This is a genomic window from Streptomyces sp. T12 (assembly GCF_028736035.1).
Taxonomy (GTDB): Bacteria; Actinomycetota; Actinomycetes; order Streptomycetales; family Streptomycetaceae; genus Streptomyces.
Genome location: NZ_CP117866.1, coordinates 4496864 through 4511221 on the forward strand (window position 1 = coordinate 4496864; position 14358 = coordinate 4511221).

At 68.5% G+C, this 14358-nt stretch carries 12 protein-coding genes and 1 pseudogene; 9 read left to right on the plus strand and 4 right to left on the minus strand.

The window, feature by feature from the left end:
- The first annotated feature begins 298 nt into the window (after nucleotides 1-298).
- Nucleotides 299-1612, plus strand: a complete 1314-nt coding sequence (locus PBV52_RS19930) for a sodium:proton antiporter (protein ID WP_274239878.1) — start codon at nucleotides 299-301, stop codon at nucleotides 1610-1612.
- Between the two features lie 46 nt (nucleotides 1613-1658).
- Here PBV52_RS19930 and PBV52_RS19935 read toward each other — a convergent pair whose 3' ends face one another.
- Nucleotides 1659-1967, minus strand: coding sequence for a hypothetical protein (locus PBV52_RS19935; RefSeq protein ID WP_274239879.1), 309 nt, complete (start codon nucleotides 1965-1967; stop codon nucleotides 1659-1661).
- Between the two features lie 1083 nt (nucleotides 1968-3050).
- Complete coding sequence (locus PBV52_RS19940; RefSeq protein ID WP_274239880.1) at nucleotides 3051-3299, minus strand: hypothetical protein; 249 nt, start codon at nucleotides 3297-3299, stop codon at nucleotides 3051-3053.
- Between the two features lie 21 nt (nucleotides 3300-3320).
- Here PBV52_RS19940 and PBV52_RS19945 point away from each other — a divergent pair, with 21 nt between their 5' ends.
- Nucleotides 3321-3857, plus strand: coding sequence for a GNAT family N-acetyltransferase (locus tag PBV52_RS19945; protein WP_274239882.1), 537 nt, complete (start codon nucleotides 3321-3323; stop codon nucleotides 3855-3857).
- A 238-nt stretch (nucleotides 3858-4095) separates the two neighbouring features.
- Here the strand turns inward: PBV52_RS19945 and PBV52_RS51755 are convergent, their stop codons facing one another.
- Nucleotides 4096-4476, minus strand: coding sequence for an STAS domain-containing protein (locus PBV52_RS51755; protein WP_373922017.1), 381 nt, complete (start codon nucleotides 4474-4476; stop codon nucleotides 4096-4098).
- Nucleotides 4477-4802: 326 nt separating this feature from the next.
- On the opposite strand from PBV52_RS51755, the gene PBV52_RS19950 reads away from it, so the two are divergent.
- The 5 genes from PBV52_RS19950 to PBV52_RS19970 all read left to right on the plus strand — a co-directional run bounded on the left by PBV52_RS19950 (nucleotide 4803) and on the right by PBV52_RS19970 (nucleotide 10520).
- The gene (locus PBV52_RS19950) at nucleotides 4803-5924 is read left to right on the plus strand and encodes a DUF5937 family protein (RefSeq protein WP_274239884.1); all 1122 of its coding nucleotides are present in this window, start codon (nucleotides 4803-4805) and stop codon (nucleotides 5922-5924) included.
- 56 nt (nucleotides 5925-5980) lie between these two features.
- A complete protein-coding gene (locus PBV52_RS19955; protein WP_274239885.1) occupies nucleotides 5981-7249 on the plus strand; it encodes an MFS transporter in 1269 nt (422 codons plus the stop codon).
- 503 nt (nucleotides 7250-7752) lie between these two features.
- Entirely contained in the window at nucleotides 7753-8319 is a 567-nt protein-coding gene (locus tag PBV52_RS19960) for a Uma2 family endonuclease (protein WP_274239886.1), read from the plus strand.
- 650 nt (nucleotides 8320-8969) lie between these two features.
- Nucleotides 8970-9638, plus strand: coding sequence for a glycoside hydrolase family 11 protein (locus PBV52_RS19965; RefSeq protein ID WP_274239888.1), 669 nt, complete (start codon nucleotides 8970-8972; stop codon nucleotides 9636-9638).
- 183 nt (nucleotides 9639-9821) lie between these two features.
- On the plus strand, nucleotides 9822-10520 hold the full coding sequence (locus tag PBV52_RS19970) for a polysaccharide deacetylase family protein (RefSeq protein ID WP_274239889.1): 699 nt from the start codon (nucleotides 9822-9824) through the stop codon (nucleotides 10518-10520).
- Between the two features lie 468 nt (nucleotides 10521-10988).
- Here PBV52_RS19970 and PBV52_RS19975 read toward each other — a convergent pair whose 3' ends face one another.
- Entirely contained in the window at nucleotides 10989-12146 is a 1158-nt protein-coding gene (locus PBV52_RS19975; RefSeq protein WP_274249460.1) for a site-specific integrase, read from the minus strand.
- A gap of 440 nt (nucleotides 12147-12586) precedes the next feature.
- Here PBV52_RS19975 and PBV52_RS19980 point away from each other — a divergent pair, with 440 nt between their 5' ends.
- Nucleotides 12587-12913 (plus strand): GYD domain-containing protein, encoded by a 327-nt coding sequence (locus PBV52_RS19980; protein ID WP_306801492.1) that lies wholly within the window; start codon nucleotides 12587-12589, stop codon nucleotides 12911-12913.
- A gap of 302 nt (nucleotides 12914-13215) precedes the next feature.
- Nucleotides 13216-14228: pseudogene (locus PBV52_RS19985) on the plus strand (IS5 family transposase).
- Nucleotides 14229-14358 lie beyond the last annotated feature (130 nt).

The window sequence follows — 14358 nt, forward strand, 5'->3', positions numbered from 1 at the left end:
GCGCAGCGCGTCGTCTCCGCGCCCGCGCCGTACGAGGGGCCAGGTCGTCGCCCCGGGCGGGTGAGGGCCCCTTACTCGGCCGTGACAGCCGCCGGCTGGTCCGGAGCGAGCGCACCCCGCCGTTCCACTGCCCGGCGGCACCACTCGGCGTGTCCTCTTCGACTTCAGCGGGCAGTCCTTCGCCGACCTGTAGAAGGAGGCCATCGGCGCGTACACACGCGGAAGGGCGGCGCTGCCGCAGGGGCGCAGGAGTCGACAATCTGCCGGCGTTCGGCGGGTGGATCCGGAGGGCCGGCACATGAGCGGTGGCGCCTGGGCCGGCGCGGCGATGGCGGGCGTCACCGCTGCGTACGCACTGTGCTCGCGTCGGCTGTCCTCGACGCCGCTGTCGTCGGCGATCGTGTTCGTCGGCTCGGGGATCCTCCTCGGACCGGCCGTGCTCGACCTCGTCGACCTGGAGCGTGACCCCGCCCCGATCATCGCGCTTCTCGAAGCCGCCCTGACGCTCGTCCTGTTCACCGACGCCATGACGGTCCGCAGAAGGGACCTGCAGGCCGGGGGCTTTCTGCCCGGCCGTCTGCTGGGCATCGGACTGCTGCTGAGTATCGGGGCGGGCTGGCTGCTTGCCTGGCCTCTGCTGCCGGGGCTGACGGTGTGGGAACTCGCACTCGTCGGCGCCATCCTCGCCCCCACCGACGCCGCCCTCGGAAAGACCGCCATCTCCCATCCCCGCGTCCCGGCGCTCGTACGTCACGGGCTGAACGTCGAAAGCGGCCTGAACGACGGCATGGTGCTGCCCTTCTTCGTCCTGTTCCTGGCAGCCATCCCGGGCACGCACTATGCGGAAGAGGGCGTGGCGGGCGTCTTCTGGCGCGCCCTGGTGCTGAGCACCGCGCTGGGTCTGCTGGTCGGTGGCCTCGGCGGCCGGCTGCTGCAATGGTCCCGGGCCAGGGGATGGGTCACGCGGGAGTGGCGGCAGGTCTACCTGCTGGCTGTCGCGGTCGCGTCGTACGAACTCGCCGTCGTGACGGACGGCAGCGGCTTCATCGCCGCCTGGGTCGCCGGATTCGCCTTCGGGTTCGCCCTGCGCCGTTACCGGACCGGCGTCGAGAAGGAAGACCCGGACCGCACGGCCGAGTTCGCCGAGAATCTGGGCGGACTCCTGGCGTCGATCAGCCTTCTGGTCTTCGGGGCGGTGCTGCTCGGTCCTGCGCTGGAGCACCTGAGCTGGCGGATCATCCTGTACGCGGTGCTCAGCCTCACCGTCGTCAGGATGCTGCCGGTGGCGCTCTCGCTCGCCGGGAGCGGACTGCGGCCCTCCACGGTGGCGTACATCGGGTGGTTCGGGCCGCGCGGCCTCGCCTCCGTCGTACTGGCGCTGCTCGTGGTGGAGGAACACGTCCCCGGAGTGGAACTGCTGGGCAGGGTCGTCGCGATCACCGTCGGCCTCAGCGTCCTCCTGCACGGCGTCTCGGCCGTGGCCCTCGCCGAGCGGTACGGCCGCTGGTACGAGAAGACCGCGGCCGCCACCCGAGACCTGCGCGAGGGCACGCCCGTACCCGAGAGCCCCGTGCGCCGCAGGCTCGGTCCCCTGGACAGGCCCGAGACGTGAGACAGCGCCCCTCAGCCACGCCGCAGCACGGCATTGCGGCCTAGCCTCAGCCGTCTCCGTCCAGCAGCCAGCGCAACTCGATCTCAAGCCATTGGCTCTCGTGGCGCCACGTGTCCAGAGCGGTCACCAACTGGCGGCTCACGGCGCCGGCCGTCAGCGAGCGCCACCGGCAGCCCGCGAGGACATCCACGAGTACCCCGATCCGCACGTCACGGCGGGTCACCGGTGCCCCGTCGGCCGCTCCATGTCCGTTGATCGCGGCGAGCGCGAGACGGCTGACCATGTCGGGGGTCAGCCCCCGCCACGCGTACGGCCTCAGCGCCTCGGTCACCGCGCGCACACGCGCATCGCTCAAGGAAGCCGACCGCACCATCGGAAAAGCCCTCCGCGAATCGCCATGTTGCGCAGATCGTAAAGGGCACCTTGGAGCGCGTCCAGGCGCGGGTGTTCAGTGGGACGCATGGGTCGGGCCAGGACGTCAGGACCTTCTGCCTGGCGTGTCAGGTGTCGCTGCCGGCCTGCATCAGCCGCTGCCCGGCGACGCTCCGGTGGTGCCGCACTGGCGGAAGGACGTGGCCGTGGACGAGCTCGCGCCGGACTACCAGCGGCTGGTGCGCGGACTGGAAGCGGGGGCGGGGCTGCGTGCGAGGAGCTGGCCGGGCCCGGTGACATGTCGCAGATCAACACAACAGTTGATCGAGAAACCCCCGGCCAGCACCCCACCGCTTCCAATCGCCGCACGAGCGGCAGGACTTCTCGCATCTGTCTTACAGAGCGGGCCGGTGACGGCCTCTCGGGCAGCCCCCGCCAGAACGGATTCAGCACACATGAGGCCGGGAAACTCCGTGAACACGCGAGAACTACGGAGGGGCGTTTCCCCAGGCCAGGCATCCTACAGCCGACGTTTCCGCAGGTCACGGCCTTGATCAGAGAAAACTCCTAAAGCGGGTGTCGCAGGTTCGAATCCTGCCGGGGGCACAACGCATTGCCGCTCTGACCTGGGGTTTCTTCCCCAGGGAGGGCTCCTATTCGGCCTCGGACTCCTCGTCCGGGGCCGTTTGCGTGAGCGGATGGGGAGTTGATCTCCCGAATGCCTCCCAACGGATCAGCACCGTTCGGCACAGAGTCCCTGTCGGGCTTCTCCGCGTCGGCGGGCTCTGGCTCCTCTGCGGGAGTGGTGTTCTCGGGGGTGGCGCGGGCGCACGGGACGAGCCGGGCTGCGGCCTCGGCGATCGCCAGGTCCGCTTCGGGGAGCAGGCTCGTGTAGGTGTCGACCGTGATGGTGATCGAGGAGTGGCCGAGCATCTCCTGGATGTCCTTCAGGTCGGCCCCGGCCGCGTGGGCGAGGGTCGCGGCGCCGGACCGGAGGGAGGTCGATCCCCTCGTACAGCTCGATGAACCGTCGCGTGACGTTGGCGGGGTGGAGCATCTCGCCGTTCTACTGGGTGAAGACGCGGCCGGTCTCCACCCAGGCGTTCTCCCACTCCTCACGGTCCTCGTCCTGCTGGGCGCGGTGCCGCTTGAGAGCCTGGACCGTGTCCGAGTCCAGCGCGATGGTCCGCGCGCCGACATCGGTCTTGGGGTCGTCCTCGTACACCTCGGGCGGAGCAAGGGGTACGAGCCAGCCAAGCGGGGCGAGTGCCCGTGCACGGTGCTGCGGCTCGGCAACGCCACCGTGCAGACCCACCGCCACCTGGGGGACCGCCGCATGACCACGGCACCCGCCATCGAACTGCGCACGTTCACCACCCTCGACACCGTCCGAGGCGATCTCCTCGACGTGTACGCCGATGTGCGCACCCCGCTCCTCCACCTGCCGAAGGACGCCGTCACCGCGTTCGGCGAGCGCCTGGACCGACACGGTGGCGAGCCAGGATTCACGGCCGTCCTCGCGTATGCAGACGGGCATCCGGTCGGCTACGCCTACGGCAACGCCATCGAGCACGGTGACCGCTACTGGCAGCGCACCAGTCCCGAGCTGACGGACAAGTACTCCGAGCGACCGACAGTGGCCCTGAAGGAGATCGGTGTCCGGCCGGCCTGGAGGAAGACCGGCACTGCCCGGCGCATCCACGACGCCCTCCTCGCCACACGCGACGAGCCGTACGTCACGCTCATGGTCAACCCAGCCGCTGGAGACGGAAAGGTCCACGCGCTCTGCAAGTCGTGGGAGTACGAGGACATCGGACAGAGCCAACCGTCACCGACCTCGCCGGTCCTCGTGATCGTCCGCGCCTGTCACTGACCGGCACCCGCGACATCCCACCAGTACCGGGCGACGCGGCCTGGACGCGGCGACCCCGGCCACATACCGCCACGCCCTGCTGGGACCGTCGAGCGCGGGCAGCAGTGAGGAAGTCGGAGTCGAAGGTCGATCTGTACGCCGCAATACGCCGTGACCACCAGCAAATCGGGCTGTCGCAGAGGGCGTTGCAGCGCAAGCACAACGTCACGTGGCGGACGGTGCGGCGGGCCTTGGACGGTCAGCGGCCGGAGCCGCGGCGTACTCCGCGGCGGTGGGAGTCACGGCTGGACCCATTGAGCTGAGGGTCACGGCGTCCCGGGCCGCCTGCTGCACCAGAGGCATTCCCCCGGACCCCGAGGGTCGCCTCCGCCTCGACGACGGTGTCGAAGACCTGCAGAACCTGATCGGCACCCGTCATCTCCAGGATCCGCCGCAGCGCGGCCGGTACACACGCCACAACCAGCTCAACATCGCACGACGCGGCCTGCCGGGCAGCCCTGAGCAGCACGTGCAGCCCGGCCGAGTCGCAAAACGACACGCCCCCGAGGCAGAGGTCTACGTCGTCGGCTACCCCGCGATCCTGCCCTCCGACGTCGAAGTGCGGCCGCGAACTGCCCATCACGCCCGGCGACGTGAACTACCTGCGCGAGAAGGAGGAACAGCTCAACGCGATGCTGAAGCAGCGCGCCGAAGCCGCTGGAGCCCACTACGTCGACACCTACACGCCCCTCGAGGGTCACGACGTCTGGGCGGACGCGGCACCCGCTGGATCGAACCCCTCATCTCCGACAGCGACGCGGCCGCCGTCCACCCCAACGAGCGCGGCGAACGCGCCATGGCCGACGCCGTCCTGCACACGCTCACAACATCGGTGTAGGCCGAAGGCTGAGAACGCGGCGCGGCGCGGCTCCCGTCGCGGATGCCGTGAGGCAAGGATGACGGGTCATGACGATCGTGTTCCGGGTCCCTGCCGGTGGTGCGGAGCGGGTGGGGTTCGCCTACTCGCCGACGATGGAAGCCGTACTGAGTCTTCATGTGCTGGTGGAGCCCAAGCACCACCCCGTCCAGCACGGCTGGGTGCGTGCGATGCGCAAGCTGTCCCCGGCGCTGAAGCGGGAGATCGAGGCGTTCTCCTACGCGGTGCGCTCGTACTTCCCCGAGTTTCTCTTTCCGCAGCCGACCGGCGGACTGGCGGACTTCGAAGACGAACTGGCCGGCTTGCGCGGGGCGGATCCGGAGCTGGTCCGCATGGAGTTCGCCGTCCCCCTGCTCACGCCCTGGCCGGGCGGCGGCAAGGGCAGGGATCCGCACGTGCTGGACGAACCGGAGGTACGCGACCTGTTGCGGGAGCGCCTCGCACGGGAAAGCGACGAAGCGATGGCCGCGATGCTCCTCGACGATCCCCGCGCGTTGCTCGAACGGTTCCTGAGCATGCTGGAGCGCTACTGGCGGGAGGCGTTCGAGGAAGAATGGGCACGGCTCGAACCCGAACTCGCCGCCGGCGTCAGTGAGGCCGGACACCAGATCGAGCAGCGCGGCCTGTACGGGATGCTCCGTGGCCTGTGGCCGGAGGTGCGCAGCGACCGGCAGGCCGAACGCTTCTGGCTGGAGCGGCCGCACGACCACGAGGTCGCCATCGGCCCGGACGACACATTCGTGCTCGCCCCCAGCGCCTATGTGTGGCCGCACGTACGCGTCAACTGCGACGGTCCGTGGCCCCTCGGGCTCGTCTTCCCCGTCTCCTCGATCGTCCGGGAAGCCCGCCCGAGGATTCCGCCGACCAGGCTCGTCGGCACACTCCGCGCGCTCGCCGACGACACCCGGCTGCGCTCCCTGCGACTGCTCGCCGAACGCCCGCGCAGCACGCAGGAGTTGGCTCCGCTCGTCGGCGTCAGCGAGGCCGCCCTGTCCAAGCACCTGCGGGTGCTGGCGGACGCGGGCCTGCTGGAGCGCCGTCGCGAGGGCTACTACGTCCTGTATCGGCTTGCGCCCGGACAGGTGGCGGGCCTGACCCCCAGCCTGGAGAGCTTCCTGCACGGCGACGGCGAGGTGACTGAGCACGACTGATTAGCCATCTGCCTAATAAGTGGATCAGGGGCCGGACGGGCCCCGACAGTGGCCGCATGTCACTGCTGAAGGACCGCAACTTCCTGCTTCTCTTCGCCGGTCAGGGCATCTCACGCTTCGGCGACGGCCTGTACACCGCCGCGACCGCCTGGCTGGCCTGGTCACTGACGAAGGACCCCACGGCCGTCGCCGTGGTGAGCGTCTCCGCGTTCGCGCCCGCGTTCGTGGCCACCTTCGTCGCCGCCTCGTACGCCGACCGCCGCGACCGCCGGAAGCTGATGATCGCCACCGACCTGGCCCGGGTCGCCGTGGTGGCCGTGGCTTCGGTCCTGCTCTCCCTCGACCTGCTGAACCTGCCGCTGCTCGTGGCGACCACGGCGCTGCTGGCGCTGATCGGCGCCCCGTTCGCCCCGGCCCGCAACGCCATCGTCACGCAGATCGTGCCGGACGACCGCCTCCAGCAGGCCAACGGACTGCTGCAAGTCGCCTTCCGGGCCGCCTTCTTCGTCGGCCCGCTGATGCTCGCGCCGCTGCTGGCCTTCGGCTCGCTGCAGTCGGCGCTGGTGGTGAACGGACTCACCTTCCTGGGCTCGGCGGCCGCCGTGGCCGCCATCCGCGTGACCCGCCCCGCCCCGACCAGCGGTCAGACGGGGCTGTGGTCCGATCTCAGCGCCGGGCTCAGGGCCGTGCGGGCCGCTCCCGACGTACTTGTGGTCATAGTGACCTTCGTGCTCGCCCTCGCCCTGACCAACGGTTTCCTGACCGTCGGGCTTGTCGCGGTCGTGGGACAGGGCGGCCAGTACGGCCTGCTGCTCGGCGTCGCCGGGGTCGCCGAAGTGGTGGGCGCCCTGCTCCTGGCCGGCCTGCGCATCCACAGGCTCGCACTGGCCGCGGTGCTGGCGTGGGCCCTGCTCGGGATCTTCCGGGCTCCGCTGGGAACGGTCACCTCCCCCGCCGTGGCGGCGGTTCTCCTGACCGCGACGGGGCTGGCCTCGGCCCTCACGGACATTCCCTTGATCGCACTGGTGCAGCAGCGCATACCGAGCCATCATCTGGCGAAGGCGCTTGGCCTGTGGGAGGCCGGGGTGGCAGGAGCCCTGGCGATCTCCCCCTTTGTGGCCTCGACCGCCATCACCCTCGCCGGAGTCGCGAACGCCTTCCTGCTCTCGGGAGCCGCCGTTGTCGTCCTGGCCGTGACCGCCACGCTCACCCTCGCATGCGTCGGCGCACGGCAGCCCGGTCGGGAGCCCTTCGCCACGGCCGACGGCACGGCAAGCGTCGCGGCGTCGGAAGAGACAGCGGTGATCGCGACCGAACCGGAGTGACTGCGCGGATCATCGCTGTGCGCAGGTCAGCTCAGGACACGGTCGCCGCAGCCTGACAACGAGCATGTTGGGGCCATCATCAAGAGGGGGCCCATCAGGCGTTCAGAAGTGAACAACGGACAACACCAGACCCTGTCCATCACTTCGGCTCGAACGAGCCCCCAGGCAGCGCCCCCGGCGCGGGCACGCTGTCGCGGACTTGCGCCAGCATCGGTTCCACAGGCGGGCGAAGCCTCATACGACCGTTCCACGGCGCAGGTGAGGGCTCCGCGACCTGGGGTGACGACGCTGGCCGGCCGGGCATGAGGCGAACCGCGATCCACGATCACAAAGTTCCGCGCAAGGGCTTCACCAAGTAGGCCCGGCGGAGTGCCCAACAGTTTTGGCGGCGGATGCCGGCCGACAGGGAGGGGGTGCGAGCGACATCGGCGTGCTGGAGGGGGCAGACAGTGCGCTGAACCCATCGGGATCGGGCCCGCAGCACAGTGTCCGGGAAGTGCTTCATGACGGCCGAGATGATGGCCCCGGCGTGGATGCATGAGCAGATCACGGCGCAGGAGTACGACTCCTGGTCCGAGGAACAGTGCGCCGGCATCGAGATCGTGGACGGGATGGTCGTCGTGAGCCCCAGTGCGTCCAAGCGGCTCAACCGTCTGGCCCGGATTCTGGCGAACGCCCTGGATGCCGCCGCGGGCCCGGAGTGGAACGCCGACACCGGCTTCGACGTCCGGCTTCAGGACGTCCCTCTCACCAATCGCCGCCCCGACGTCGTCGTGTACCAGGCAGACACCATCGACATCACCCCAACCCGCCCCGAGCACGTGCTGCTGGTCGCGGAGGTGGTGTCGCCAGGCTCGGAGACCACCGACCGGATCGTGAAGGTCGACCAGTACGCCAAGGCAGGCATCGCCTTCTACTGGCGCATCGAGCAGGCCGCGACAGGCGTTCCTCTCGTCTACACCTACGTTCTCGACCCCGCGACAAGGACCTACCGGAACGGAGACGTGTTCACCGGCGTCCTCAAGGTAGCGGCCCCCTTCCCGGTGGAGCTCGACCTCGGCCAGATCTGACCCACGCGCTGCTCAGCAGCCGGCAGCGCGTGAGCGATGCGTGAGCGGGCGGTCCGATACAGGGCGGCATGAGCCGGATCAAATGGCTCGCCGCGCGTTTCTGACCAGGGGAAACAGCATCGTGCGGCAGTACCAGGCACCACCCGGCAAGGAAGCGATCCCACTCCTGAAGCGGGTGTCGCAGGTTCGAATCCTGCCGGGGGCACCATGCGTTAAGTCCCTGACTGGGGATTCCTCCCCCAGGGAGGCGTTCCACTCGGCCTCGGACTCCTCGTCCGGGGCCGTTTACGCATACCGGGGCACGCTGCTTCCTGGCCATGCACACCTCTCGCGCGTGGCAGGAAATCCTCTTCGAAACATTCGAATAGCCGAACTTGGAAATTGGATCTCACAATCGCGGGCGGCGACGAACATATCGGTTCACTCCATCGATAACAGCTATGACCAGGCTGAACACCCTCCGAAAACGTTGCCAGCTGATCGAATGTTTCGAGATCAATGTCGAAACTATTGACAGTTGGCAGGGTCATATCAAAACTGTGGCCGTTGACAGAGCTCAACCACTGTCGACGCGGGCTGGCACGAACCACCCGTCGACACAAGTTGCCCAGCCCCCGTCAGCCTTACGAGGACGAGGAGGAAGCACGCTCATGAACGACGGACCCGCACACCCGACGCGCCGCAGCGTCTGCACCCTGCTGCTGGCCACCGGAGCCACGTTGGCCCTGCCCGGCACCGCCGAGGCGGCCACGGTCATCACCACGAACCAGACCGGAACCAACAACGGGTACTACTACTCGTTCTGGACGGACAGCCAGGGCACGGTCTCCATGACCCTGAACTCCGGCGGCAACTACAGCACCTCGTGGAGAAACACCGGGAACTTCGTCGCCGGCAAGGGCTGGAGCAACGGCTCACGCCGGACCGTGACTTACTCCGGCAGCTTCAACCCGTCCGGCAACGGCTACCTGACTCTCTACGGGTGGACGTCCAACCCGCTCGTCGAGTACTACATCGTCGACAACTGGGGCACCTACCGGCCCACGGGAACGTACAAAGGAGCTGTCACCAGCGACGGCGGCACGTACGACATCTACCAGACCACGCGCTACAACGCCCCGTCCGTCGAAGGAATTCGCACGTTCAACCAGTACTGGAGCGTCCGGCAGTCGAAGCGGACCGGCGGCACCATCACCACCGGCAACCACTTCGACGCCTGGGCCCGCGCCGGAATGCGCCTGGGGAGCTTCAGCTATTACATGATCCTCGCCACCGAGGGATACCAGAGCAGCGGGAACTCCAACATCACGGTGAGCTAGGCCAGTTCGGAGAGGGGGCGGCTGCGGAGCAGCCGTCGCGCGGCGACCGTGACGACGAACGTGCCGTCCGTGGGGATCCTCTCCCCCTGGCTCCTTGCCCCCTCTCCATCCGGAACATCGGCGCCGGCTGTCCCAGTCCCAGGCGCCGACTCCCGAATCCCCCAGGCTGGAGGACCGCTCCTCATGAAAGCCACACCACGTCTCTCGCTAATCGTCGTCGCCGCGCTCGCTGCCGCCGGCACCCTCACCGTCGACACCGCCGCCCCGGCGCAGGCCGCCTGCAACGGGTACGTCGGGCTCACCTTCGACGACGGCCCGTCCGGCAACACCCCGGCCCTGCTCAACGCGCTCACCCAGAACGGGCTGCGGGCCACCATGTTCAACCAGGGCCAGTACGCCGCCGCCTACCCGGCCCAGGTCAAGGCGCAGGTCAATGCCGGCATGTGGGTCGGCAACCACAGCTACACCCACCCGCATCTGACCCAGCAGAGCCAGGCGACGATCGACTCGGAGATCTCCCGGACCCAGCAGGCCATCGCGGCCGCGGGCGGCGGTACGCCGAAGCTGTTCCGGCCGCCGTACGGCGAGACCAACTCGACGGTGAAGGCCGTCGCGACCAGGTACGGCCTAACCGAGATCATCTGGAACGTCGACTCGCAGGACTGGAACGGCGCGAGCACCGACGCGATCGTGGCAGCGGCCGGCCGGCTCACCAGCGGCCAGGTCATCCTCATGCACGACTGGGCCGCCAACTCCCGCGCAGCCATCCCCCGCATCGCGCAGGGGCTGGCAAACCGCAGCCTGTGCGCCGGCATGATCTCCCCGCAAACCGGCCGCGCCGTGGCTCCGACAGCAACATCGGCGGCGGGAGCGGCACGATGAACGTACCGTCCCCGGCGACGGTCATCACGACCTGGGACATCAGCGCCACCACCCCAGCGCCAGAACTGACCGTCAAGCCGAACGGCAACGGCAACGGCAAGCGGACCTGACCAACCGTCTCCTGCAGCGCAGGCTGACCCCGAACCCCCGGAAAAACCGCAAGACCGCACTAGGCGGCGCGGTGACCACGGTCGCCGCGCGTCGGCGGGAAGGCGCCCCGCGGAACGGATTCAGCACACATGAGGCCGGGAAACCCCGCGAACAAGTGAGAACTACGGAGGGGGTTTTCCCAGCCCAGACACCCAGTGGGCCACGTTTCTGCAGGTCACGAGGCCGCCCCGGGAAAATTCCTAAAGCGGGTGTCGCAGGTTCGAATCCTGCCGGGGGCACAGCAAAAGGGCCAGCTCAGGAGGGTTTCCTCCCAGGCTGGCCCTTCGTCGTGTTCGAGGCCGTGCCACACGCGTGCCACTAATGCCACGCGGATGCCACATCTCCTAACCGGAGGCCCCCTCCCCCGCCCTCGCGGATCATGGCCCCGAGCCGGTCGGCGATGGCCCGGTCCCTGTCGCTGGTCATGTGCTGATAGATCAGCGCAGCCCGCGAGCTGCTGTGCCCCATGCGCGTCATCAGCTCACGGGTGCTGGCGCCCGCCGTGGAGGCGAGCGTGTTGCCCGTGTGGCGAAGGTCGTGAAAGTGCAGATCCGCCGTGACGCCCGCAGCCTTCCGGGCCTTGACCCAGTCGTCCCTGAAGTTGCTTCGCCGCAATTGCCCGCCCTGCGACCCGACGAAGACGTGACCGTCACGTCCGGGAGCGGAGAACTGCTCCAGGTGGCGCCTGACGTCGTCGAGCAGCTCGGCCGGGAAGGAGATGGCACGCACCCCGGCCGCGGACTTCGGAGCCTTGTCGAAGAGCCGGCCGTCCTGCAACTCGGCCTGAGCACGGCGCACGGTGACGGTCAGCCCTTCCAGGTCGATATCCCGCCGTCGCAGGGCCGCCAGCTCCCCGAACCTCAGAGTGGTGAAAGCCGCCAGGAGCACGAGCAACCGGTAGCGGGGCGCGATGGAATCGGCGATGGCGAAGACCTCCGTCACCCCGAGGACCGGCCGCTCGGGCACGTCGTAGCGGTCCGCGCCCTTGATGCGGCACGGGTTGCGCCGGATCAGCTCGTCATCCACGGCCGTGTTCATCAGGGCACGCAGCAATTGGTATGCCTTGACCACCGTCGGCTCACCGATGCCGGCCGCCAAGAGCTTGCCGCGCCAGCTGCGCACCCGAGCCGTCGTCACATCAGCCACGCTCCCGGCCCCAAAGGTGGGCAGGACGTGCAGTCGCATCACCGACTCGTTCCGCTTGCGGGTACGGTCCGCGAGCTTCCGGTCCCGCAGCCACGCGGCGGCGTAGTCCCCAAGGTTCACCGCACCGGCGTCCGGGTCCGACCACTGCCCTCGCGTGATGTCCGACTCGATGTGTGTCAGAGCAACTTGGGCATCAGTCTTGGACGCGTAGGTCTGCTCGGCTGGACGCAGTTGCCCAGTCTCCGGATCGCGGTAGCGCACCTGCCAACGCCCTGACGGAAGCTTCCGCACCGAACGGAAGTTCCGGCGCTTTCCTCTCTTGTTGGCCATCAGGCAGCCCTCGGCAGAGCGCTGTGCCGCTGGCCGATCGGCTGCACCGTGTTGGCGGCGCGGGAAGCGTTCTGTGGTGCCAAGGAGTTCGGCCACCTGCGCCACGGTGAGGTAGCGGTCAGCCACGGGTGGGTTCCCCTTCCGTTCCTGGGGCGGGTTCGAGGGTTTCGGCCAGCCAGGCTTCGGTTTCAGTGGCCTTGCCGGGTAGCACTTGCAGACGCGTGGGTAGCCGTCTGCGCAGGTCAGCCAAGGCATCCACCCCTGAGTGCCGCAGCTTCCCAAGCTGAGGGCTTCGATGCCGTTGTTCCGGGGCGAGCTGGGTCGCTCACCGGCAGATGCCACGCGGTCACCATCCCGGCCGTTCGGGGGATACGCGGGCGGTCTCGGGGGCGCACCCCACCCATCGGTGGCATCCCTTGATGGGACGAAAGGGAGACATGATGCCGCTCTATCTATCGAGGTTCAGCTACGCGCCGGAGACCTGGGCGAGACTCATCGGCCACCCCGAGGACCGTGCAAAGGCCGCTCAGTCGTACATCGAGTCCGTCGGCGGCAAGCTCCACGGCTTCTGGTACGCGTTCGGTACCCGCGACGGCTACAACCTCTGGGAGGCCCCCGACAATGTCTCCATGGCCGCGGTCGCCGTGGCGATCAGCGGAGGCGGCGCACTCAGCTCGTTCGAGACGACCGTGCTCCTGACCGTCGACGAGACCATGGATGCCCTGCGTAAAGCCGGGCAAGTCCAGTACCGAGCTCCCGGCGCGTAGCGGTCCAGGCGGCTTGCAGCGACCAGGTTCAGGCATCAGTACAGCAACCACAGCAACGGTCCGCGTCGGGTAGTGGTCGTTGAAGACCTCATAGCGTCCTGCATGCCCGCAATTGACCGACCTCTGTAGGGCTACGGATCAGAAGGCTTCTGACATCCACGGCTGACATCAACGACGCCGGACAGGGGCACACACCCGCGGCTCCGTCCGGCCGTCGCACCAGCCAACGGCAGCAGCCGGAGCGAACTCGGATCGAACTCCTAACAGGCCATCTCATTTGGCATGCTCGCTAGGTTGCTGCGGTGGGGATCATTGAGCGGCTGGTGCCGGACGAGCTGTGGGAGTTGTTCCAGCGGGTGGTGCCGGAGGCGCCGACCCGACCGCAGGGCGGAGGCCGCCGTCGGCATGGTGACCGGGCGGTGCTGGCTGCGATCGTGTTCGTAGCCACGTCAGGCTGCACCTGGCAGCAGTTGCCGTCCGTCTCGTTCGGGCCGTCGGGAGCCACGGCTCACCGGCGCTTCACGGAGTGGTCGAGGGCCAGGGTGTGGGCGAAGCTCCACCGCCTGGTCCTCGACGAGCTCGGCTCCCGTGGTGAGCTCGACTGGTCCCGCTGCGCAATCGACTCCGTGAACATGCGAGCCCTGAAAAGGGGGACCTGACAGGCCCGAATCCTGTGGACCGAGGCAAGTACGGCTCAAAGATCCACTTGATCACCGAGCGGACCGGTCTGCCCCTGTCCGTCGCCATCTCCGGCGCGAACACGCACGACAGCCAAGCCCTCATCCCGCTGGCGGGTGTCGCAGGTTCGAATCCTGCCGGGGGCACAACGCGATACCGCTCTGACCTGGGGTTTCTTCCCCAGGGAGAGCTCCTATTCGGCCTCGGGCTCCTCGTCCGGGGCCGTTTGCGTGAGCGGTGCCGGAGCGGACGGTCCGCCAGGCTCCGAGATTTCTCCCAACGGATCAGCATCTCCCTGAGGCCGACCTCGCCATCGCTGAGGCCGCAGCCCGGCTCGTACCACGCGCTCGCGCCACCTCCGAGAACACCACCTGCGCAGCGGCGCCCGAACCCAACGAGGCGGAAGAGTCGAGCAGGCTTGTGTACACGTGTCCGCCATGAAGGTGATCGAGGAGTGGCCGAGCATCTCCTGGATGTCCTTCAGGTCAACCCCGGCCGCGTGGGGCGCCAGTTGCGGCACCGTGGCGCAGGTCGTGAAGCCGGATCTGCGGGAGGCCGATCTCCGCTGCGGCAAGCACCTGCTGGAGGTCGGCGCTGCTGCCTCGGTCGGCTCCGTCACCGACAGCCACGACTGTGAGGATTGCGTTCAACGCCATGACCGAGGCCCTCAACGGCACCTTCAAGGCCGAACTGATCGAGTGTCACAGGCCCTGGAGCGACGCTGGCCAGGTCGAACGCGCCATCTTGCAGAGGGGCCGGCTGGTACA

Excerpts from the sequence above, each read along its gene's own strand:
- PBV52_RS51755 (WP_373922017.1), bottom strand. The coding sequence starts at position 4,476 with ATGGGCAGTTCGCGGCCGCACTTCGACGTCGGAGGGCAGGATCGCGGG.
- PBV52_RS19965 (WP_274239888.1), top strand. The coding sequence starts at position 8,970 with ATGAACGACGGACCCGCACACCCGACGCGCCGCAGCGTCTGCACCCTG.
- PBV52_RS19970 (WP_274239889.1), top strand. The coding sequence starts at position 9,822 with ATGAAAGCCACACCACGTCTCTCGCTAATCGTCGTCGCCGCGCTCGCT.
- PBV52_RS19945 (WP_274239882.1), top strand. The coding sequence starts at position 3,321 with ATGACCACGGCACCCGCCATCGAACTGCGCACGTTCACCACCCTCGAC.
- PBV52_RS19975 (WP_274249460.1), bottom strand. The coding sequence starts at position 12,146 with ATGGCCAACAAGAGAGGAAAGCGCCGGAACTTCCGTTCGGTGCGGAAG.
- PBV52_RS19960 (WP_274239886.1), top strand. The coding sequence starts at position 7,753 with ATGACGGCCGAGATGATGGCCCCGGCGTGGATGCATGAGCAGATCACG.
- PBV52_RS19950 (WP_274239884.1), top strand. The coding sequence starts at position 4,803 with ATGACGATCGTGTTCCGGGTCCCTGCCGGTGGTGCGGAGCGGGTGGGG.
- PBV52_RS19955 (WP_274239885.1), top strand. The coding sequence starts at position 5,981 with ATGTCACTGCTGAAGGACCGCAACTTCCTGCTTCTCTTCGCCGGTCAG.
- PBV52_RS19930 (WP_274239878.1), top strand. The coding sequence starts at position 299 with ATGAGCGGTGGCGCCTGGGCCGGCGCGGCGATGGCGGGCGTCACCGCT.
- PBV52_RS19980 (WP_306801492.1), top strand. The coding sequence starts at position 12,587 with ATGCCGCTCTATCTATCGAGGTTCAGCTACGCGCCGGAGACCTGGGCG.